The sequence below is a fragment of the Kaistella sp. PBT33-4 genome (genome assembly GCF_029194425.1).
Lineage (GTDB): Bacteria > Bacteroidota > Bacteroidia > Flavobacteriales > Weeksellaceae > Marnyiella.
In genome coordinates, this window is record NZ_JARFYL010000004.1 from 200844 (window position 1) to 222782 (window position 21939).

General features: G+C 43.4%; 24 protein-coding genes. 9 read left to right on the plus strand and 15 right to left on the minus strand.

What is annotated here, in order from left to right; genetic code table 11:
- Positions 1-36 precede the first annotated feature (36 nt).
- The 7 genes from atpA to P0M11_RS09745 all read right to left on the minus strand — a co-directional run bounded on the left by atpA (position 37) and on the right by P0M11_RS09745 (position 4899).
- The gene (gene atpA, locus P0M11_RS09715; protein WP_275625489.1) at positions 37-1614 is read right to left on the minus strand and encodes a F0F1 ATP synthase subunit alpha; all 1578 of its coding nucleotides are present in this window, start codon (positions 1612-1614) and stop codon (positions 37-39) included.
- 18 nt (positions 1615-1632) lie between these two features.
- Positions 1633-2172 carry an ATP synthase F1 subunit delta gene (atpH, locus tag P0M11_RS09720; protein WP_275625490.1) on the minus strand — a complete coding sequence of 180 codons (540 nt, stop codon included), beginning with the start codon at positions 2170-2172 and terminating at the stop codon, positions 1633-1635.
- A gap of 1 nt (position 2173) precedes the next feature.
- The gene (gene atpF, locus P0M11_RS09725; RefSeq protein WP_275625491.1) at positions 2174-2671 is read right to left on the minus strand and encodes a F0F1 ATP synthase subunit B; all 498 of its coding nucleotides are present in this window, start codon (positions 2669-2671) and stop codon (positions 2174-2176) included.
- Positions 2672-2771: 100 nt separating this feature from the next.
- Positions 2772-2966 (minus strand): ATP synthase F0 subunit C, encoded by a 195-nt coding sequence (gene atpE / locus P0M11_RS09730; protein WP_012782425.1) that lies wholly within the window; start codon positions 2964-2966, stop codon positions 2772-2774.
- Positions 2967-3066: 100 nt separating this feature from the next.
- Positions 3067-4173 carry a F0F1 ATP synthase subunit A gene (gene atpB / locus P0M11_RS09735; RefSeq protein ID WP_275625492.1) on the minus strand — a complete coding sequence of 369 codons (1107 nt, stop codon included), beginning with the start codon at positions 4171-4173 and terminating at the stop codon, positions 3067-3069.
- A 62-nt stretch (positions 4174-4235) separates the two neighbouring features.
- Positions 4236-4634: a hypothetical protein gene (locus P0M11_RS09740; protein ID WP_275625493.1), complete on the minus strand. Its 399-nt coding sequence runs from the start codon at positions 4632-4634 to the stop codon at positions 4236-4238.
- Complete coding sequence (locus tag P0M11_RS09745; RefSeq protein WP_275625494.1) at positions 4618-4899, minus strand: AtpZ/AtpI family protein; 282 nt, start codon at positions 4897-4899, stop codon at positions 4618-4620. The genes P0M11_RS09740 and P0M11_RS09745 overlap by 17 nt, the downstream gene beginning before the upstream one ends.
- A gap of 97 nt (positions 4900-4996) precedes the next feature.
- On the opposite strand from P0M11_RS09745, the gene ffh reads away from it, so the two are divergent.
- Positions 4997-6364 carry a signal recognition particle protein gene (ffh, locus tag P0M11_RS09750; RefSeq protein ID WP_275625495.1) on the plus strand — a complete coding sequence of 456 codons (1368 nt, stop codon included), beginning with the start codon at positions 4997-4999 and terminating at the stop codon, positions 6362-6364.
- 83 nt (positions 6365-6447) lie between these two features.
- Here ffh and P0M11_RS09755 read toward each other — a convergent pair whose 3' ends face one another.
- The 6 genes from P0M11_RS09755 to P0M11_RS09780 all read right to left on the minus strand — a co-directional run bounded on the left by P0M11_RS09755 (position 6448) and on the right by P0M11_RS09780 (position 11184).
- Complete coding sequence (locus P0M11_RS09755; protein WP_275625496.1) at positions 6448-7122, minus strand: porin family protein; 675 nt, start codon at positions 7120-7122, stop codon at positions 6448-6450.
- A 146-nt stretch (positions 7123-7268) separates the two neighbouring features.
- Positions 7269-7880, minus strand: coding sequence for an outer membrane beta-barrel protein (locus P0M11_RS09760; RefSeq protein ID WP_187695273.1), 612 nt, complete (start codon positions 7878-7880; stop codon positions 7269-7271).
- A 188-nt stretch (positions 7881-8068) separates the two neighbouring features.
- Positions 8069-8707, minus strand: a complete 639-nt coding sequence (locus tag P0M11_RS09765; protein ID WP_275625497.1) for a porin family protein — start codon at positions 8705-8707, stop codon at positions 8069-8071.
- A gap of 186 nt (positions 8708-8893) precedes the next feature.
- Positions 8894-9466, minus strand: a complete 573-nt coding sequence (locus P0M11_RS09770) for a DUF3575 domain-containing protein (protein ID WP_158064079.1) — start codon at positions 9464-9466, stop codon at positions 8894-8896.
- A 123-nt stretch (positions 9467-9589) separates the two neighbouring features.
- Positions 9590-10093: an outer membrane beta-barrel protein gene (locus P0M11_RS09775; RefSeq protein WP_275625498.1), complete on the minus strand. Its 504-nt coding sequence runs from the start codon at positions 10091-10093 to the stop codon at positions 9590-9592.
- Positions 10094-10224: 131 nt separating this feature from the next.
- On the minus strand, positions 10225-11184 hold the full coding sequence (locus P0M11_RS09780; protein WP_275625499.1) for a PhoH family protein: 960 nt from the start codon (positions 11182-11184) through the stop codon (positions 10225-10227).
- A gap of 138 nt (positions 11185-11322) precedes the next feature.
- Here P0M11_RS09780 and P0M11_RS09785 point away from each other — a divergent pair, with 138 nt between their 5' ends.
- The 7 genes from P0M11_RS09785 to P0M11_RS09815 all read left to right on the plus strand — a co-directional run bounded on the left by P0M11_RS09785 (position 11323) and on the right by P0M11_RS09815 (position 17992).
- The gene (locus tag P0M11_RS09785) at positions 11323-12144 is read left to right on the plus strand and encodes an SAM-dependent chlorinase/fluorinase (protein WP_275625500.1); all 822 of its coding nucleotides are present in this window, start codon (positions 11323-11325) and stop codon (positions 12142-12144) included.
- A gap of 68 nt (positions 12145-12212) precedes the next feature.
- Positions 12213-13529 carry a dihydrolipoamide acetyltransferase family protein gene (locus P0M11_RS09790; RefSeq protein WP_275625501.1) on the plus strand — a complete coding sequence of 439 codons (1317 nt, stop codon included), beginning with the start codon at positions 12213-12215 and terminating at the stop codon, positions 13527-13529.
- A 164-nt stretch (positions 13530-13693) separates the two neighbouring features.
- Positions 13694-15088 (plus strand): chloride channel protein, encoded by a 1395-nt coding sequence (locus tag P0M11_RS09795; protein WP_275625502.1) that lies wholly within the window; start codon positions 13694-13696, stop codon positions 15086-15088.
- A 70-nt stretch (positions 15089-15158) separates the two neighbouring features.
- Positions 15159-15500: a 30S ribosomal protein S6 gene (gene rpsF / locus P0M11_RS09800; protein ID WP_158064085.1), complete on the plus strand. Its 342-nt coding sequence runs from the start codon at positions 15159-15161 to the stop codon at positions 15498-15500.
- A 25-nt stretch (positions 15501-15525) separates the two neighbouring features.
- Positions 15526-15828 carry a 30S ribosomal protein S18 gene (gene rpsR, locus P0M11_RS09805; protein ID WP_158064086.1) on the plus strand — a complete coding sequence of 101 codons (303 nt, stop codon included), beginning with the start codon at positions 15526-15528 and terminating at the stop codon, positions 15826-15828.
- 76 nt (positions 15829-15904) lie between these two features.
- Entirely contained in the window at positions 15905-16429 is a 525-nt protein-coding gene (gene rplI, locus P0M11_RS09810; RefSeq protein ID WP_158064087.1) for a 50S ribosomal protein L9, read from the plus strand.
- 204 nt (positions 16430-16633) lie between these two features.
- The gene (locus P0M11_RS09815; protein WP_275625503.1) at positions 16634-17992 is read left to right on the plus strand and encodes an aldehyde dehydrogenase; all 1359 of its coding nucleotides are present in this window, start codon (positions 16634-16636) and stop codon (positions 17990-17992) included.
- An 11-nt stretch (positions 17993-18003) separates the two neighbouring features.
- Here the strand turns inward: P0M11_RS09815 and P0M11_RS09820 are convergent, their stop codons facing one another.
- Positions 18004-18744 carry an RNA methyltransferase gene (locus tag P0M11_RS09820; protein WP_275625504.1) on the minus strand — a complete coding sequence of 247 codons (741 nt, stop codon included), beginning with the start codon at positions 18742-18744 and terminating at the stop codon, positions 18004-18006.
- Between P0M11_RS09820 and P0M11_RS09825 the strand changes: the two genes are divergently transcribed.
- Complete coding sequence (locus P0M11_RS09825) at positions 18730-21309, plus strand: BamA/TamA family outer membrane protein (protein ID WP_275625505.1); 2580 nt, start codon at positions 18730-18732, stop codon at positions 21307-21309. The genes P0M11_RS09820 and P0M11_RS09825 overlap by 15 nt on opposite strands.
- Before the next feature lie 5 nt (positions 21310-21314).
- On the opposite strand, the gene P0M11_RS09830 is transcribed toward P0M11_RS09825, so the two are convergent.
- Positions 21315-21935, minus strand: a complete 621-nt coding sequence (locus P0M11_RS09830) for an ElyC/SanA/YdcF family protein (protein ID WP_229723861.1) — start codon at positions 21933-21935, stop codon at positions 21315-21317.
- Between the last annotated feature and the right edge of the window lie 4 nt (positions 21936-21939).

The following is a 21939-nucleotide window of genomic DNA, read 5'->3' on the forward strand; positions in this document are numbered from 1 at the left end:
CAGCTTCAATAACCGCAGACCAGGTACTTTTGAATATTAATTATATTTTCCAACAAGATCTGCAGCAGCACTTTTCAGTACATCTGTAACCGAACCGTCAATCTTACCGGCTTTAATGGCCGCCATAGTTTCAGGGTGCTTTGTTCTAAGGAAATCGGTATATTCCTTCATGAACGCTTTCACTTTGTCTGCAGGCACACTTCTGAGCAGGTTTTCTGTTCCGGCGTATACCATTGCTACCTGATTTTCTACAGGAAGCGGTGAATTTACAGGTTGCTTAAGGATCTCTACGTTTCTTTCACCCTTGGAAATAACACTCATCGTAGCCGCATCCAGGTCGGAACCGAATTTTGCAAACGCTTCAAGTTCCTTATACTGCGCCTGGTCCAGCTTAAGAGTACCGGATACCTTCTTCATGGACTTGATCTGAGCGTTACCACCAACCCTTGATACAGAGATACCTACGTTAATTGCAGGACGTACACCGGAGTTGAAAAGGTCGGTTTCAAGGAAAATCTGACCGTCAGTAATGGAAATTACGTTGGTCGGGATATAGGCAGAAACGTCACCTGCCTGAGTTTCAATAATCGGAAGTGCAGTAAGCGAACCGCCACCTTTCACCATAGGCTTCAGGGATTCCGGAAGGTCGTTCATCTGCGCGGCGATGGTGTCATCCTTGATCACTTTCGCAGCTCTTTCCAGAAGTCTGGAGTGAAGATAGAAAACGTCTCCAGGATATGCTTCACGGCCCGGTGGTCTTCTAAGAAGAAGGGAAAGCTCACGGTAAGCAACCGCCTGCTTGGACAGGTCATCATAAATGATAAGTGCAGGTCTTCCGGTATCACGGAAGAACTCACCGATAGATGCTCCGGCCATTGGGGCATATACCTGCATTGGAGTTGGGTCGGATGCGTTGGCTGCAACAATCACTGTATAAGCCATAGCTCCTTTATCTTCCAATGTTTTTACGATCTGAGCAACGGTAGAACCTTTCTGACCTACAGCAACGTAAATACAGTAAACAGGCTCACCTGCGTCGTAAAATTCTTTCTGGTTCAAAATGGTGTCAATCGCAACAGTAGTCTTACCCGTCTGACGGTCACCAATAATAAGTTCACGCTGACCTCTTCCGATTGGAATCATGGAGTCAATCGCAACAATACCTGTCTGCAGAGGCTCATTTACAGGCTGTCTGAAGATTACACCAGGTGCTTTTCTTTCCAAAGGCATCTCATAAAGGTCACCGGCAATAGGTCCTTTACCGTCAATTGGGTTACCCAGAGTGTCTACTACCCTGCCCAACATACCGTCACCTACGTTAATAGATGAGATACGGTTGGTACGGTTTACAGTATCACCTTCCTTTACCATCTTGGATTCACCAAGAAGTGCAACACCAACATTATCTTCTTCCAGGTTCAGTACGATACCCTCCAGCCCTGAAGAAAATTTAACCAATTCTCCATACTGCACATTTTCCAAACCGTATACACGGGCGATACCGTCACCAATCTGAAGTACGGTACCCACTTCTTCCACATTACTCTGTGTGTTGAAATTTGCTAACTGCTGCTTCAGTATCGCTGATACTTCTGCCGGATTTATTTCTGCCATTTTATGGTTGTTTTTGTCTTAATTTAATTGAAATTCTTTTCTGAGTTTGCCCAGTTTGGACCTTACCGATGCATCAATCTGCTGATCGCCAACCCGAAGGATATATCCACCCAAAAGTGAAGGATCGATCACTGTGCTGATTTCAAACTTATTGTCGTGATTAAGCAGTGAGGACGATTTAAGTACCTTGCTGATATTCTCTTCGGAAAGCTGAGCCGCTGTAGTAAGTGTAACACGCTGTACACCGTTTATTTCATCAACTTTGTTAATGAATTCCTGAGCGATACTTTGCATATGCTGCTCACGTCCCTGCTTGATGATCAGCTGAAGAAGGCTTTGGGTTACAGGAGAAAAATCCTTGAAGATCTCCAATGCAATGCTGATTTTCTTTTTGCCTTCAATAACCGGAGAAGCGAAAAAGTTCTGTAGTTCCCTGGATCCGGCAACAGTCTTGGCAAGGTCGCTCATTTCCGCGTATACTGAATCCGTGGTGCCAGCTTCCTGCGTAAAATTGAGCAGTCCCTGTGCGTAACGTTTTGCTACTTTACTTGTAAGCATCTTAGTTCAGGTTAGATTTGTTCAGGTAATTTTCAACAAGAGCATTATGTGCACCTTCTGTGCTTAGTTTATCCTGCAGGATCGATTCAGCGATATTAACAGAAAGAACACCAATTTGGTTCTTGATATCCGACATCGCAGCTGCTTTTTCAGCCTGGATAGACTGACGTGCCTGCTCAATCATCTTGTCACCTTCAGTTTTGGCGATATCCTTAGCCTCAGCAACGATTCTCTCCTTTATTTCTCTGGCTTCTTTCAGGATGTTATCACGCTCAATTTTAGCTTCGCGGATGATCATTTCGTTTTCAGCTTTAAGGTTCTGAACTTCCTCTTTTGCCAGTTTAGCCTGGTTCAGAGAATCTACAATAGTAACTTCTCTTTCATTCACAGCGTCCATAATGGGCTTCCAGGCAAACTTGCGAAGTACCAAAAGCACAATTAAAAAGATCACCGACTGAATGATAAATAAACCTGATGAAAAGTCTTCTAATAATCCCATACGAGTTATAATAAAATATTGTTCTTAATTCTTTTTCTAATTTTTTAAAAAAAATTCACTTGCCGTAACCAACCGTTCCCGGCAAGTGAATTGAGATTTCTTAGTTTACTGCGAACAATGCAGCAAATGCAAGACCTTCTACAAGTGCAGCAGCAATAAGCATCGCAGTTTGCAGTTTACCTGCCTGCTCTGGCTGACGAGCCATACCTTCCAAAGCAGCAGCACCGATTTTACCGATACCAAGACCTGCTCCAATTACTACTAAACCTGCTCCTACTAACTTAGGGATTTCCATAATATATAATTTAAAAAATTAGTTTTGTATAAATGTGTGTTCCAGGTCTCCCCTTTCCACTTGGCTCTTTTGCCTTTTTTACTTTTACCTTTTCTCCTTTTTAGTGAGCTTCCTCATGGTGGTGCTCCTCATTTGCCATTCCGAAGTATACTGCAGAAAGCATTGCGAAGATATATGCCTGAAGGAAAGCTACCAGGATTTCCAGCAGATAAAGTACAAATGTAAGGAAAGGAAATGCGATACCTCCGATGATGTTCTTGAACACATAAATCATAGCAATAAGCGACATTACTACAATGTGACCCGCAGTCATATTTGCGAAGAGACGGATAAGCAGTGCGAACGGTTTAATGAACATTCCGATCACTTCAATCGGCATCATAACGATCTTCATAGGCCATGGCAGTCCCGGCATCCAGAAAATGTGCTGCCAGTAATTTCTGTTGGCTGTAAACTGTGTAAGAAGGAAGGTGATGATAGCCAGGGCCGCAGTAATAGCAAGGTTACCCGTAACGTTGATACCGAAAGGCATCAAACCTAAGATATTCAGGAAAAGGATAAAGAAGAATACCGTCAGCAGATAAGGCATATACTTCTTATACTTAGATCCGATGTTAGGCTTGGCTATATCATCTCTGATGAATACAATCACAGGCTCAAAAAGGCGCGCTGCACCTGTAGGAACCAAAGAGTTTTTGTACCCACGCGCTATTGATGTAAACAGCAAAATCATCAGCAGAGAAACGAAAATGATGGCCAGAACACTTTTGGTAATGGAAAGATCCAGCATCTTGGCGTTGGTTGCGTGACCGTGATTGTCATAAGTTATTGTTCCCGCAGCGTCCGTCTTATAAATTTTACCGTGGTACAGCTTGTAATGGCTTCCCTTACTCTCAACTACAGTTTCGCCGTGATGAAAGGCAGAACTCATCATGGCATGAAGTCCGTTGTCCTGATCGTAGAAAATTACCGGTAACGGAAAACCAATATGACGGCCGTCTTTGGTAACCATGATATCGAAGCTGTGAGCATCCTTTACGTGATGTTGAATAAACTCCTGATTTTCTATCTTTTCCTGCTCTGCAGCCGAAACTTCACCTACTACTTCAGTTGTTGGGTGCGCCTCCATGGCTGCAGCATCATGCTGTGCCGGCGAAAGGGAAAATACAGATAAAAAACCAACTAAAAGGATAACTCTTTTAAGCATTACATATATCTTTTTAAAGTTGTGCAAAAATAGGATAAATAATCAGAATACAAAAAAGCAGACTACTGATTTTTTTCATCTTTTGAACTTGCTCCGTGATCTACATCTTTTATGAGTTTTACTGCATACAATGTTTCCAGAACCAGAGTCAGCAGGTAGGGAGTTGCAAAGTGGAGTTTATAATTGGGTACCGAACTGAGATCCAGCTGATTCATTACCAGGAAAAGCCCAGTCATCTTCACCATTACCATGCCCAGGAATCCAAATCCGATATATGTCGGATACATCCTTTTCATGATGCTCAGTACGGTGATCACCATAACAAAAAGCAGTGTCAGGAACATATAATAGCGGATAAAGATGGCTTCGTGCCCTTTTTGCAGCCACTGAAAAACGCCAAAATGGACGGTGAACATCAGGAAATACAGTACAATGTAAAGTGTATTACTGTTTATTTTCATTTTTCTGAATTTTGTTTAGCTGAGTTATTAGATTATAGAGCGCAAGTGCCATAGCCAGGAACCCGATTCCGACGGTTAACAGGTTACTGCTTACCTCCAGCAAGTCATTGATCTTTTTACCGCCCCAAAAACCCAGTCCCATGGTAGCGAGCATCTGGAAAACGATACCGGAATAGATACCGTACTGACGGAAACCTGTATTCAGCAGGTGTTTACCACCGCTGATCTCCTTCTTATGCAGGTCCGGATCTTCGGAGTTCATCATAAATTTTTGCAAAAGTACTCATAATTGACCGTGCGGGGAATTTCAATTTTAAATATCATCAAATTTCTGTATTTTTGCGCATCTTAAATAAATAACAATGTTCAACAGTTTACAGGATAAATTAGACAAGGCACTTCACAACATTTCCGGGCGGGGTAAGATTACAGAGATTAATGTAGCTGAAACCGTAAAGGAGATCCGGAGAGCACTTGTTGATGCCGATGTTAACTTTAAAGTTGCCAAGGACCTAACGAAACGTGTGCAGGATAAAGCTTTGGGCCAGAATGTCCTTACTTCGCTTACGCCGGGACAACTCATGACCAAGATCGTTCATGACGAGCTGGTAGAACTTATGGGAAGCACGCACGCAGGAATTAACCTGTCCGGTAAGCCAAGTGTCATTCTTATTGCCGGTTTGCAGGGTTCCGGGAAAACGACCTTCTCCGGAAAACTGGCACATTACCTGAAACAAAAGAAAAGCAAAAAACCTTTATTGGTTGCATGCGACGTATACAGACCTGCAGCTATTGAGCAGCTGAAAGTTCTGGGCGGGCAGATTCAGGTGCCTGTATATACTGAAGAAGGATCTGTAAATCCCTCTTCCATTGCGGAAAACGCAATCAAATTTGCTAAGGAAAACAACCATGATGTAGTAATTGTGGATACCGCCGGCCGTCTGGCTATTGATGAGCAGATGATGAACGAGATCAAGTCTGTTCACTATTTTATCAAGCCCGACGAAACGCTTTTCGTGGTAGACTCCATGACCGGTCAGGATGCCGTGAATACGGCCAGGACCTTTAACGAGGCCCTGAACTTTGACGGTGTTGTTCTTACCAAACTGGATGGAGATACACGTGGTGGTGCAGCTCTTACAATACGTTCTGTGGTTGAAAAGCCAATTAAATTCATTTCCACTGGTGAGAAGATGGAGGCGCTGGACCTGTTTTATCCCGAAAGGATGGCCGACAGGATACTGGGCATGGGTGATGTTGTGTCCCTGGTGGAGAGAGCTCAGGAACAGTTTGATGAAGAAGAGGCTAAAAAGCTGCATAAGAAAATTGCCAAGAATGAATTTGGCTTTGATGATTTCCTTCAGCAGATCAGTCAGATCAAGAAAATGGGTAATATGAAGGACCTTATGGGCATGATTCCCGGGGTTGGAAAAGCCATCAAGGATGTTGATATCAATGATGACGCCTTCAAGCATATTGAAGCCATCATCCATTCCATGACGCCTGAGGAAAGAAGGAGACCTTCAATTATAAATACTCAAAGGAAAAACAGGATCGCCAAAGGTGCCGGCAGGAAGATTGAAGATGTAAACGCTCTGATGAAGCAGTTTGAGCAGATGGGCAAGATGATGAAGATGATGCAGGGGCCACAGGGCAAGCAGATGATGGAGATGATGAGCAAGGGAATGCCTAAGATGCCGGGAATGGGCGGTAACCTGTTCGGAAGGTAAAAAACCTGTTTTTACATATAAGAAAATAAAGGCTGCTCAAACGAGCAGCCTTAGTTATAAAATATTAGATAGGTAATACGAGGTTAAAATTTCCAGCCCAGTCCTACCTGAAAGAAATTCATTTTTGTTTCGGTATCGGTATCTTTCTCCAAATTGGACAAACCAATGTTATATCTGGCGTCTAGGAAAAGAGAACGGTAAACGGTATACTCTGCACCTATATGAATTCCGAAGTTTGTTTTTTCCAGGCTTCTGTCAAATTCGTTAGTAAGTTCATTTTCGTACTGGGCCAAAAGTGAGTTCAACATTGAATTCTCTTCTGCCGTAAGGTTTGGACTGTTTGCGTCTACGGTTACATTATTGCTCACAGTAAAAGCTGCATATGGTCCTGCAGTAAGACCCAGAGCAGGAATTACGTAGTATTTTGCAGATACAGGAACAATGATCTGGTCTAAATTGAAACCCATATCCATTGTAAAACTCATTCCATCCTGCGCAAAACTTCCGCTATAGTTGCCACCCAGTTTCGCATATTGAAGTTCACCCTGAAGTGCAAACTTTTCAGTAAGCTGATATTCACCAAATGCACCTGCATAAAATCCGGATTTCCCTTTCTTGTCCATGCCGATACCTTCCAGCTGTGCTTCGTCAGAAGAGTTCAGAACAGAATTGGAATAACCTGCTTTCAGGCCAAAACGTGTCTGTGCATCAGTTGCCGCGAATAATGCCAGGGCAGCTGCTAAAAATACTTTTTTCATGATTATTTTTTTTAAGTGCGCAAATATAGTTCAAAACATGTTTCACCCACAATTTGAGTACTGAAATTAATCTTCCCATAAAAGCAGGGGATAACAAAAATCCCGGATCAGATGACCCAGGATTGCTTTTTTGAAAATATTACAGATTAGAATTTGTAAACCAATCCTAATGTTACATCAGTGAAGTTAAGACCGAAGTTGAACGTATCTACAGCCTCAGCACCAGCTACATCTTCTTTCATAGTTGAGTAGCTAAGTACACCTACAGCAGCTTCAAGAGCGAAGTTTTTGTTGATGAAATAGTTAACACCAGGAGCGATACCGAAATTGAAACCGTTGTACTTTGCAGCCATAGAAGTAACTCCGTTGTTCTCCGTGTATTTTGCAGCGGAATAGTTTACGTTAAGTTCGCCAAAAAGAGAGAATCTTGACGCAGGAGTTGTATAATATCTACCGAAAAGACCTGCATTAGCTGTTTCTACTTCCTCGTTAACTGTAACAGAAGCAAAAGTGTCTTCAGTTTTTCCGTTAGTGTAACCCACTCTTGCACCTACGGCAATGTTAGGGCTTACGAAATAACCTACACTTGGAGCTACAGTGAAAGCGCTCTCTTCGAAATTGTTCTGCTTGGCAGATGTGTAACCAATTGCACCGGTGATGAATGTGTCACCTTTTACAAAACCTTCAACAGAAGTTTCCATCTGAGCGTTTACAGCTCCGAAAAGTGCTACTGCACCTACTAATAATACCTTTTTCATGTTCTTCATTTATTATTAAAAACGGTTGCAAAACTACGTAATACTGCGCATCCGTGCGCTCTTGGAGCATATGATAAATATCAGTGTGTACAGCTGGCGCAGTGTGAAAAAATGTATTAATATGCGCAAGCAGCCAGCAGGAAGTTTCTAATGAAGGATTTCTAAGATATTAGGAGTTTGGTCGGATTTTAGAATTTATATCCTAAGCCCGCCTGAAAAAACCCAACTTTCAATAATTCGTCTTCTAATCCACTGTTATTAAGATTTGATACGCCTATGTTATATCTTGCGTCGAAGAAAAGTCCGTTACTCAAATTGTATTCAGCTCCAATAAAAGGTGCAAAATTAACTGAGCCTAGCTCATCACTCATATCGTCACTTCCTGAAGAGATACTCATTTCATCTGTTACAGTGAGGTATTTAGCTGTCCATTCCTCATCTGCCGACAGAATAAAGCCCAAATTGACACCCCCTGCAAGAGCGATGTTCTCAGAAAAATAAAATTTTGCCATGAGGGGTATCTGCAGGGTTTCCAGTTTTATATCGGTTTCATAATTATAGAAAAACTCTGAAAAAAAGCCGGACATAGAGTACCTGCCATAAAGAGGTGAATACAGAATCTCACCCTGCAGGGCAAATTTATTACTTACTTTATGCTCAACCAGTGCTCCAATATAAAAAGTGGACTTACCGTTTTCACTTGTAGGCAGGTCAGATTCCTTTTTCAGCGTGGATAAGGAATATCCGCCCTTAATGCCAAATTTTGTGTTCTGAGCCTTTACAACTCCGAAAAGTGCAACTGCACCCAGAAATAGTATTTTCTTCATTATTTTGATTTACTTTTAGAAAGGCTGCAAAACTAAGGATAAAATTCGATCGATGATTGAATTGACTGTGAGTAGGTATATTAATTTGCATTTGTACTTTGCGTTACTATCCATCAGGTTCTAAAAGATTACAAAAAAAACCCGCTTCCAGAGAAGCAGGTTTGATCTTTTTTGAACTGAATCAGCTTAGAAAGTATATCCCAAACCTACAGATCCGGACGGAAGGATTCCGTTTCCTTTAAGACCTGAAGTGCTGTTGTCCCCATCTACCGTAGTATCGTTCTTATAATCGTAGAACTTATAGGAAGCACCTCCGTTAAGATCCAGTGTGAATCCGGAATCGAATACCCATTGGTAACCGGCACGAAGACCGCCACCAAATGCGGAGAAGTCTGTATCTGAATTCATGCTGTCGTCCATTTCCATTCCTTCCATGGTAAATCCGAAACCGGCTGAATTCATTTCCACTTTACCTGTGATATAATCGCCTACTACAGCACCGTACCATCCGGTTAGGGCCTCATCAAAATAATAACGTCCCTGAAGACCGCCACCCAAACTTTCGTACTTATAACCTCCCAGTTTGAAACCACCGATTCCCGCACCAATAACACCGGTAATGTTATCAGAAAGTTTTCTTTCGTAAGTTACAAGGTCAGAACCACCCAAAAGTGCAGCAGGGTTAGCCTTAATAGAATTTTCCTGAGCGCTTACCGCACCACAAAGTGCTATTGCACCCAAAAATAATAATTTTTTCATGTTTTTTAGTTTGTTTTTAACGGCGGTAAATTTATAACTATTATTGATATATCAACTGTTTTTTAAAAAATAAATAAAAAAAACCACCCTTAGCAGGATGGTCTTATTTCTGGTGTTAAATTATCAGAATTTATAAGTGATGCCGAATTTTCCCCCGTTAAACACATTACCTACATTAGCCTCGGCATTCAGACCAAAGTTATTGTTGAAAAAATAACGGCCTCCAACCTGAGCAGAGACACCAGGTCCTGATTCGTGCCAGTCCGGGTAATTGTCATGCTTGTGATCGTGCGAAAAAGCATTGAAACCTACGGTTGCGCCGGCATAGAAATCCCAGTTGTTAGGAATTTGCATAATACGGTTAAAGTGGTAATTACCGTTAAAACCTAATCCAAACCATCTCTCATCACCGTGATTATGATGATTTTTTGATCCAAAGCGTGCTTCAACACCCAGTGTCACGTCATTGTGAATTCCATAATCCAGTCCCGCATACAGTCCTACATTATCGGCATAGCGGTGTGGGAATGCAATACCTGCATTTAACTGTACATCCCCTTTTTGAGCTCTTTGCCCAAAAGCTGATGCCGAAACCGCGACAACAGCGCATAATAATAGCTTTTTCATTTTCTCCTTTGTTTATTATTGATGGGCAAATATAATAATTGCCGCTTGTTATATGAACTGTTTTCCCGCTGTCCGGGTTAATATATAATAAATAATGCGCAGGATATAAGGTTTATGACCGTACCGGAAAATTACTCTTCCTTCACGCGCTTTTCTTCGGTGGTATAGGCATTGATGATCTTCCGCACTACCGGATGGCGTACCACATCTTCTTCGGTGAGATGCACAAAACCGATTTCCTTTACTTCATTTAAAATACGCATTGCCTCTTTAAGACCTGATTTCTGACGCAGTGGCAAGTCTACCTGGCTTGGATCTCCTGTAATGATGAATTTCGCATTCATTCCCATTCGAGTAAGGAACATTTTCATTTGCGAGTGTGTTGTGTTCTGTGCTTCATCCAAAATCACAAAGGCTTCGTCCAGCGTGCGTCCGCGCATAAAAGCCAGCGGAGCTACTTCTATTACCCGTTTTTCTATAAAACCCTCCAGTTTTTCGTGCGGAATCATATCCCGAAGCGCATCGTACAAAGGCTGCAGATACGGATCCAGCTTTTCTTTAAGGTCGCCGGGCAGAAACCCCAGGCTTTCTCCGGCCTCCACCGCCGGACGTGTAAGGATAATCCTCTTCACTTCCTTATCCCGCAGTGCTCTAACAGCCAGTGCTACCGAAGTATAGGTTTTCCCTGTTCCGGCAGGACCGATAGCGAAGATCATATCTTTCTTTTCGCTTTCGCGTACCAGTTTTTTCAGGTTGGTGGTTTTGGCCTTGATCACCTTCCCGTTTACGCCCTTCACTATAATGTCAGTGTCAAAGACAAGTTGTTTTTCACTGTCGTCTTTAATATTGAGTATATTCTCAACATCCTTAAGGGTAATGGAATGGTTTTGCGAGATGAAATTCACCAGATCATCCAGCTTCATGCGGAAAACATCCAGCGCTTCCTGGTTGCCCATGGCAAATATATGATGGTCGCGGCCGGTAATTTTAAGTGTGGGAAAGGTTGATTTTATCAGGTTAAAGTATTGATTGTTTACCCCATAGAATATTTTTGCATCAATACCTTCAAGTTCATAGTTCAGTTCAAACATTCAGTATATGTTATTATGGTTAAGAATCTAAATTTAAAATTATTTTTTATATCCCACCGTATTATTGCAACAATAGGACCCTCTTTAGGTATTTTTTGGCTAAATTTGCCCTTCACCTGATATTTTCCGTACAAACCAATGTCCCTAATTACATTAACATCTGATTATGGCTATACAGATTATCGTGTGGCTGCGATAAAAGGCAGAATTCTTTCCCTTAATCCTGAAGCACGGATTGTGGACATCTCCCACGACATGCAGGCTTATAACCTGCAGCAAACGGCATACACGGTGAGCAATGCCTATCCCTTTTTTCCCAAAGGCAGCATCCATATTATTTCCGTGGACAGTTTTTTCCATAAAGACCGGAAATGCATCATTTACAGGGCAGACGGTCACTATTTCATTGGCGCGGACAACGGTGTGCTGAGTCTGATTTTTTCCGATATCCAGCCTGAGGCTGTGTATGAAATAACGTACAATACCCGCTTCGATGATGTGGTGAGCTTTACTACGCTTGATGTTTTCGCTCCTGCAGCGGTGCATCTCCAGAACGGTGGCCTGCCGGAAGTCATCGGACGAAAATATCTTACGCCAAAAGAGCTGTCGCTGCCTAAGGCCGGCACCACGGACAACCTTATTTTTGGCGAGGTTCTTTACATTGATAACTTCGGAAATATCATCTCTAATATCAGCCGGTCTTACTTTGACGAAAATATGAAAGGTTACGATAGCTTTACCATAAAATTCAGGAACCTTGCCCTCTCACGGATCTACAAGAGCTATACAGACATTGTAACAGACTGGAATCAGGAGACAGAATATCATGGGAAACCAGCCGCTATCTTTAACAGTGCAGGCCTCCTTGAACTAACCATATATAAGGGAAACAGCAGCAATGGCGCCAAAACCCTCTTTGGTCTGAAGGTAGGTGAACGCATCTATGTGGAATATCATTAAGAGGAAATTACCGATTTCTTAAAATATTTGAATAATTTTATATATTTGTAAAAATCTAAATTTGAAAGATGGCAGAATATAAGTTGTTACTCCCCTCTATGGGCGAAGGCGTGATGGAAGCTACAATCATCAGTTGGTTGTTCAATGAAGGAGACACTGTAAACGAAGATGATTCTGTAGTGGAAATCGCTACGGATAAGGTGGACTCCGATGTGCCGACACCGGTTTCAGGGAAAATTGTAAAGATTCTGAAGCAAAAGGATGAAGTTGCCAAGATTGGTGAAGCCATTGCAATTATGGAGGTTTCCGGCGCCGGCGAGGCTGCTCAGCAACCTCAGGAGCCTAAATCCCGTGAGGAAGTGGCAACAGAAATTCCGGAACTGACGGAGCAGGAGGTTAAGGAGCTGGAAAAACCTTTAACCGCATCTGCCCACGAGTTTTCGGGAGACCTTTATCTTTCGCCTCTGGTAAAAAGTATTGCTCAGCAGGAGAATATTTCTGAAGGCGAACTTAAATCAATAAAAGGTAGTGGCCTGGAGTCCAGGATCACAAAAGAGGATATCCTGGCTTATGTTGCCAACAGAAGTTCTGCACAACCACAGCAAGCCGAGACTCCGAAGGCTGCAGCACCCGAGAAAGCCGCGGCTCCAATTGCCGTTCCTGTAGCGGTAGGTGCCGGCGACGAGGTAATCCAAATGGACCGTGTACGCAAAATCATTGCGGACGCTATGGTGAACAGCAAAAGAATTTCACCGCACGTTACTTCATTTATAGAAACGGATGTAACCAATGTCGTGAAGTGGAGAACAAAGCATAAGGATATCTTTGAGAAAAGAGAGGGCGAAAAACTGACATACATGCCGATTTTCGTGAGAGCTATTGTAAAAGCCATTCAGGATTTCCCGCTGATCAACGTTTCTGTAGATGGTGATAAAATCATCAAAAAGAAAAACATCAATATCGGTATGGCTACTGCCCTGCCGGACGGTAACCTTATTGTACCTGTAATCAAGAATGCAGACCAACTTTCCCTTTCAGGACTTGCCAAGGCCATCAACGACCTGGCTTACCGCGCGAGAAACAAAAAACTGAGACCGGAGGACACTCAGGGCGCCACCTATACGATTTCAAATGTGGGCGGATTCGGTAACCTTATGGGAACACCTATTATTCCACAACCACAGGTGGCAATTCTTGCTGTTGGAGCTATTGTGAAAAAACCTGCAGTTCTTGAAACCAAGGACGGAGACGTAATAGCAATAAGAAGCCTTATGTTTATGTCTCATTCTTATGACCACCGCGTAGTAGACGGTTCGCTGGGTGGAATGTTCCTGAAACATGTTCACGATTACCTGCAGAACTGGGATTTGAACACTGAAATTTAATTCAGAAAGTTAGAGATACAGGCCTCCGGTTTCCCGGAGGTTTTTTGTTAATGAATGGCGGAAGATGTTCCCCGTCCAAACGTCACTGCGGGTAACCTTTTGTATTTTATACCTATTTTTATTGCTGATAACAGTTCAAATTATTAAAAATATTCTGGTCTTTTATGGTCAAAAAACTTATACGGTACAGCCGTGTCCGGCTTAAACATATTTTTGACAATATTGAAAACCAACGGTTGAAGAGAAGCATGCTTCAGGCGGTTCCGTTCTGGATAGCCTCATTTCTGACCGGTGTGGCTGCAGTGATGTACGCCAAAATTTTTGAATGGGCCGAACACCTCCTACAGTTAATGCTTAAATGGAATGCCCTGTCCATATTTGCAGCGGCACCTGCAGCCTTCGTCCTTTCCTGGTGGCTCGTACAGAAATACGCACCCTATGCCAAAGGCAGCGGCATCCCACAAGTGATGGCAGCAGTAGATTTGGCCACACCGGGACAGCGGCATAAGCTGAGGTTTCTATTAAGCTTTAAAATTGTATTAATTAAAGTCCTTTCCAGTACGGTGCTGGTCCTTGGTGGCGGCGCGGTGGGCCGCGAGGGACCCACCATTCAGATTGCGGGCTCAGTTTTCCGGTTCGTTAACCAGCTGCTGCCTAACTGGTGGCCGCGGATTTCCATCCGAAACATGATCATGACCGGCGCGGCGGCCGGACTTGCGGCGGCTTTCAACACGCCTATGGGCGGAATAGTTTTTGCCGTGGAAGAACTCGCCAAAATCCATCTTAAATATTTTAAGACCGCGCTCTTTACCGCTGTAATTATTGCCGGACTCACGGCACAGTGGCTGGCCGGTTCCTATCTTTACCTTGGTTATCCGAAAACCGCGGGAGTAACCGTGTCAATCATCTTTCCGGTAATTGCGGTCTCTCTGGTCTGCGGCCTGCTGAGCAGTAACCTGTCGGTCGTGATGCTGCGTATCAACAGGTGGAAACGGAAACTGAAGACGCCAACTCAAAATATAATATTCCTTATCATCAGCGCCTGGATCATTGCAGCCCTCGCCTACTTTGTAAACTGGGAAGTCCTGGGTTCCGGAAAAGGTATTATGGACAGGGTATTGTTCTCCGATAATAAATCTGAAGCCTGGTATGTACCTATACTGCGGATGATAGGACCAGCGCTATCCTTTACCTCAGGCGGTGCGGGCGGGATATTTGCACCGGCTCTAAGTGCAGGCGCCAGTTTCGGAGCGTTCTTCTCGGGGATAATGGATTTGCAGAGCAACGAGACCAATGTCGTAATCCTGGCCGGCATGGTAGCCTTTCTTACCGGTATAACACGTGCTCCGTTTACATCCGCAATCCTGGTGCTGGAAATGACCGACAGACATTCGCTTATTTTTTACCTTATGCTGGCAGGCATGGTATCATCATTGATCTCATTGCTTGTAAGCCGGAAATCACTATATGACAGCCTGAAAATCGCCTACCTGCAGGAACTGGACAGCGATCCGGGCATTGACTTACAAAATATGCGGCGGAAAAAGAGAAAAACATAATGAATCTTTGTGTATTCAATAAAATAAACTAATTTTGCACCTCGAAATAATTAACAATATTTTTAACATTATGAACAACTACGAGACTGTTTTCATTTTAACTCCCGTTCTATCTGACGCACAGGTGGAGGAAGCAGTGAAAAAATTTGAAGATCTTCTGACTTCACGCAATTGCGAAATTGTTGCCAAGGAAAATTGGGGACTTAAGAAACTGGCGTATCCAATCCAACTGAAAAAGAATGGATTTTATACTTTAATTGAATTCAAAGGCGAAGGAGATGTAGTAGCTGATCTGGAACTGGCGTTTAAGCGTGACGAAAGAGTAATCCGTTTCCTTACCACTAAGCTGGATAAGCATGCTATCGATTATGCAGTTACAAGAAGAACTAAAGTGAAAACTGCGAAAGCTTAATTTTTAACCCTCAAAATTACAGGACATGGCAATAGACGATATGGCTAAACAAGCCTCAGCAGGAGGAGAATCAGAAGTAAAATTCCTTACCCCGCTTGATATCAATACAAAATCTCAGAAAAAATACTGTAGATTTAAAAAATACGGAATTAAGCATGTTGATTACAAAGATGCAGATTTCCTTCTTCAGTTCGTAAACGAGCAGGGGAAAATCCTTCCAAGAAGATACACCGGAACTTCACTGAAGTACCAGAGAAAAGTTTCTTCTGCAATCAAGAGAGCAAGACACCTGGCTCTTATGCCTTACGTAGCAGATATGCTTAAGTAAGACAGATCTATAATTATTACAAAAAACAATTGTTGGTTGCAGCCAACTGCACCTAACTTAAATACAAAGGACAACAATGGATATTATTCTAAAACAGGACGTTGAGAACTTAGGACTTGAGTTTGATACTGTAAGTGTGAAACCGGGTTATGCAAGAAACTTCCTTTTACCAAAAGGATATGCACTTCTGGCAACTCCAAAAAACAAAGCAGCCCTTGCTGAGACTCTTGAGTCCAGAAAAGAAGAGGAAGCTAAACTGGTAGCCGATGCTACAGCTAAAATTGAACAGCTGAAGAAAACTCAGCTTACCATTGCTACCAAAGTAGGTGCCGGTGATAAACTTTTCGGTTCCATCAACAATGCAAACCTTGCTGAAGAATTGGCTAAGGCAGGTGTTGATATCGACAGAAAATACATCAAGATTCCTGGTAACAACATTAAGAGAACAGGTAAATTCGCCGCTCAGGTGAGACTGCACCGTGATGTTGAGTATACTTACGAGTTCGACGTTGTTTCTGATGCACCTCCAGCTCCGGCAGCTCCAAAAGCTGAGCCTAAGAAAGTTGAAGCAGCAGCTGAAGAAACTTCTGAAGAAGCATAGACTGTACTTCGGTATAAATTATAACCACAGCGTTCGCGTTGTGGTTTTTTTTATCTGTATCCTTTTGCTTAAAGTATTAAAACGCAGTGATTCATCAGCAAAGAGGTTTTATTAGTAGTCAGAAGAATAACTTCTGCACTAACAGCCTCCAACTGGCAGAAAATTTGCCTCCTTAATGTTATCTCTACGCAAAAAAAATTGTCCATGTTTGAACAGATTATTTTAAAACAGCGGGAATTTTTCCGCACCCATAAGACAAAGGATCTTGGCTTCCGGCAACATAAACTGGAGCAACTTAAAAAGTTGATTCAGAAAAATGATGAACTCCTGTATGAAGCAATTGCGAAAGATTTTGGTAAATCACGATTCGATACCTACACCACAGAGATTTCCTTTGTCCTGAAGGATATTGATTATTACCTGAAAAACCTGAAGCGCTTTGCCGGTCCCCGCACCGCAGGTACCAACCTGGTGAACCAGATAGCCACCAGTAAGATATACAGCGAGCCCTTAGGGAATGTGCTTGTGATCGGTGCCTGGAACTATCCTTATCAGCTGTCACTCTCTCCTATGGTCGCCGCTATTGCTGCGGGAAATACCTGTATAGTGAAACCCAGCGAGATTGCCGCTAACACGATGTCGCTGATGGCAAGACTGATCAATGAAGAGTTTCCGGAGGAATATCTTTTTGTCGCTGAAGGCGGAGTCGAGGAAACTACTGAAATTCTTAGGCATAAATTCGACAAAATATTCTTTACAGGAAGCACGCGTGTGGGAAAGATTGTTTATGAAGCAGCCGCAAAGCATCTGACTCCTGTTACACTTGAACTCGGCGGCAAGTCGCCGGCAATCGTAACTGCAAGTGCCGACTTTGACGTAGCTGCCAAACGAATTGTATGGGGAAAATTTCTGAATGCCGGCCAGACCTGCGTTGCGCCTGATTATATTCTTGTTGACGAAAAGGTAAAGGATAAATTCCTGGAATATCTGCGGAATTACATAAGTGAATTTAAATACTTCCCGGACGCAGCGCACTATACACGCATCATTAACCGCCGCAATTTTGACCGGTTAACTGCAATGATTGAAGCTGAGAAGATCTATCACGGCGGCGCCACTGATGCCGAAAATCTATATATTGAGCCTACGGTCCTTACCAATATCTCCTGGAATGACCGTGTGATGCAGGAAGAGATATTCGGTCCTTTACTGCCTGTTTTGACCTTTAAATATTACCGCGAGGCTATCAACATGGTGCTGGAGCAGGAAAAACCGCTTGCGGCCTATCTTTTTAGCAGCCAAAAAGACGAAAAAAAACTTTTCACCTCCCTGCTTTCCTTCGGTGGCGGCTGTATCAATGATGTGATCATGCATCTGAGCAATGACAACCTGCCTTTCGGTGGTGTAGGAAATTCGGGCATAGGCTACTATCACGGGAAATATGGGTTTGATACATTCTCACATCTGAAAGCGGTGATGGACCGCGCCACGTGGGGCGAACCGAACCTCAAATATCCGCCCTACACTGAAGACAAATGGAAATGGATCAACAGGTTGATGTAGCGACCCAGAATTTATTTTAAACCTTCTTTTGCGGAAAAAATCTGCCCTAATATAATTCCAGCTGCCATGGATACATTGAGGCTTTCAGTAGCTTTCGCCTTTCCAAAACGCGGAATGGTGATCTGGTGCCGGATTAAACTTTCAGTTTCAGGTCTCATACCGCTGCCTTCATTTCCAAGCACGATGTTCATCCTTTCCGGAAAGACAAAGGAGTAAATACTCTCGCCTTCCATATCAGTGCCCAGATTTACATTGGGAGATTCAGACAGAAAAGCGTTAATATCGGTATAAACCACATTGACCCTGCTAAAAGATCCCATCGCAGACATTACAGCTTTTGGATTATATTGATCTACAGTATCATCCGAACAGACCACCTGTTCTATTCCGAACCAGTCGGCTAAACGGATAATGGTGCCGAAGTTGCCGGGATCCTGTATACCGTCGAGCACGAGCTGAAGGTTAATGTCCGGCAAGAACTGAGCTTCAGGAATTTCGACCAAAGCAACAGAATCCCGCGGATGCTGCAGAAAACTGATCTTCCTGAGTTCCTGTTCGCTTATGGTTTCTACAGCCTGACCAGCCCACAGCAACTCACTTGGATTTATGGAAAATATTTCTCTAATTTTATAGCGTGAACTCTGCAGTTCACGTATATTTTTGTTACCTTCAACCACGAATAAACCGTGCTTCTGCCGGTACTTTTTTTTGTCGAGGGACTGTAATATCTTAATTGTATGAGCCGTAACCATTCAGGAAAATATCTCCAAAAATATCATATATTTCTATCTTCTGCAACCGTTGTCCTTTTTCTCTATGCCTGCAGCACTACGCGCAAAGTGCCGGATGGTGAATACCTTCTCACAAAAAACAACTTCCGGTACGACGGACCGGAAGTCCTGGCAAATGAACTGCCGGACTATGTGACCCAAAAACCAAATAAAAAGCAGCTGCTTTTCTTTCCTGCGGGTTTGTGGATGTATAACCTGTCCGATCCTAAATACGATACCATCCTGAATGAATACATGACCTACCCTTCTGACATGAGGGATCAGAAACTCAGGGATTCCCTGTTCATCAAATATGGTCATCCGGAATATGTGGGACGAAACCTTTTTATGAACCGTTTCTTTCATAATGTCGGGCAGCCACCGGTTATCCTGGACCCCAGTAAAAGTGAAAGCAGTGCCAATTCCATACGCAAAAGGTTAGTGTACCGCGGTTACTGGGATGCCGAGACTGCCTACAGTCACGATTTGGATTCGGCTGCTAAAAAGGCACAGGTCAATTATCTGATCACTCCAAAAGATGCCACGAAGATCAGTGAATATTATTACGATATCCCGGACGCCAGGATAAAATCCATCTACGAAGAAAACCTTACCGCCAGCACTATACGGTCCCGGACTACCCTGGATCAGGAAAAACTGGAAGCCGAAGTAAAGAGGATTAACGACCTGATGCGCAGCCGCGGCTATTATCAGTTCAACAGTTCCGGCCAGGAGATTTTCTTTATGGCAGATACCCTGAGCAGCCGAAAAAATGTACCGGTTACCATGGAAATACATAAAGATTCCTTGGATACCCCCTATAAAACCGCGACCATCGGTAATATTGATGTTGCAGTGGTTGAAAATGCAAATGATTTCCCTCAGAATACCGTTAAAGATTCACTGCGGGGCATCCGTTTCCATATGCTTGACGATCAGTTTAAAAGCAGCGCCCTGTGGCGTGCTGTAATCCTGAGAAACGGTGACCTTTACGACCAGAAAAACCTGGACCTTACAAGACGGAACTTCCAGGCAATGAACAATTTCAGCCTCATCAAGGCCCGTGACTCCCTGCGCCGCGGCGGAACTGCAGCACCTAATGACAGCATTGTGGACGTACTTTATCTCCTTAAACCACTGCCTAAGTATGAACTGAAAGTAGCGGCTGACCTTAACTATTCCCAACTGCTTAATCTGGCTGCCTCGCCTTCTGTGGACCTTACTACGAGAAACCTTTTTGGTGGTGCCGAAAACCTGAACACTTCGGTGTCCTGGATTGCAGGCCGTGTGCGCAACTCCAAGGATCTGGATACCCGTGTGTGGGCGCACGAATTTTCCGCAAATGCTAATTTAAGTTTCCCCCGACTGCTTTTGCCCTTCAGTTATTATAAACTGATTCCGAAACGGTACTCACCGTCCACATCCGTCAGTTTGGGGGCCTCATTCCAGAAAAACATAGGTATGGACCGTGTAAACTTCAATACGGGCCTTAATTATTTTGCAAACGTCAATGACGTGATTTCACACCGCCTCACCATCTTCAATACGCAGCTCAGTCTTACCCGAAATAAAGATCGGTATTACGAATACTTCCCACGTGATGGTGATGTCAGAAACTTTGTGTTCCAGAAATATTCGCCCTCACTTTACACCCAGTTTGAGCAGGGTGAGATTTCATCAGATGAATTTTCAGCGATCATCCTGAACGATCAGGCCTTTGTAAATTCATTGTCGCCCGACGAACTGAACACTTATAACACTTTCAGACAATCACTTGTCAACAAGGACAGACAAACGCAGGATGTCCTCATTTCATCATTCATCTACAACTTCATTTATAATGAAATAGGGAAAAAGGAATTTGAAAATCCGTTCTACTTTAACGGGAAAGTCGAAGTTGCCGGAAATTTACTGAGTCTTGTTGCCGGAACCGAAGCCGAAAAAGGCATTACGACGGGACAGCAGAAAACCCTTTTCAAACTTCCTCTTTCTCAGTTTGTGAAGTTTGATATAGATGTTCGTAAATACCTGACTTTCGGCAAGCAGACCCTTGCCATGCGGCAGTTTGTGGGATTGGGAGTTCCTTATGGTAACTCCAACCAGATGCCGTTTGTAAGGTCTTACTTTAACGGTGGTTCCAACGACATCCGAGCGTGGCGTCCTTTCGGTGGTCTGGGACCCGCCGATTCACAGCTTGATGAGCGCATCCGTACTTTTGTAATGGGCAATGTAAAGCTTACCTCAAGCGTGGAGTACCGCCTGCCGCTTACCGAAATGTATGAGGTTGCTGTATTTACAGATGCAGGAAATATCTGGAGCCTGAAGAATACCGGATTTGGTGATCAGTTTAAATTCAGCAAATTCCTGAAGCAGATGGGTGTAGGAAGCGGGTTGGGTCTTAGGATCAATGTGGCGTATATCACAGCCCGCATCGATCTTGCATATAAAATCTATGACCCGAATAAGCCTGAAGGCGACCGTTGGAGATTCAACAAGATACAGCCGCTGAAACCTACGCTGAACTTTGCATTCGGTTATCCGTTCTAAGTAATTTATTCCGGAGAAATTCCGAGAATAAAGTAAACTACAGCCAAAACGCGTGCAAGCACCTCCCGGGACTGGTTCCGGTAATAGCTTTCGGGCCGGGATACGTCCTGAGCATCAAACCCCAGTGCGTTAAGATTGTTGTTTCGGGCAAAGAAAAGCGCCCTGAGGTTATGGAATCCCTGGGATACAATGATCACATCATTCACCTTGTAAACATCTTTGCATCTGATAATGCTTCGGTGTGTATTATAACCTTTCGGGTCTTCAGTGATAATCTTTTCCGGAACTCCCCCTTCGTAGACAAGAAACCGTTTCATTGCTGCCGGCTCATCATACCCTTTACTCTTTTCGCCGCTTACAATAATTTTTTTTACCTTCCCGTGATGATAAAGGAGCGCTGTAGCATCCATACGTTTTAAAAAATATGGATTTGCGGCGCCCGATTTCATTTTGGGCGAAGTTCCCAGTACGAGGGCCGTTTCACGGGGCGGAACCTTTGAGATCCTGTTGAAAGTGCGCCCGTCCGTCACCGAGAATACCCAGATATTAGCCAGTATCATCAGCAGGATCCCAACCTCTACGAGGGAAAAGAAAGTTCGCAATATGTTCAGGATTCTGCTCAACATTCAG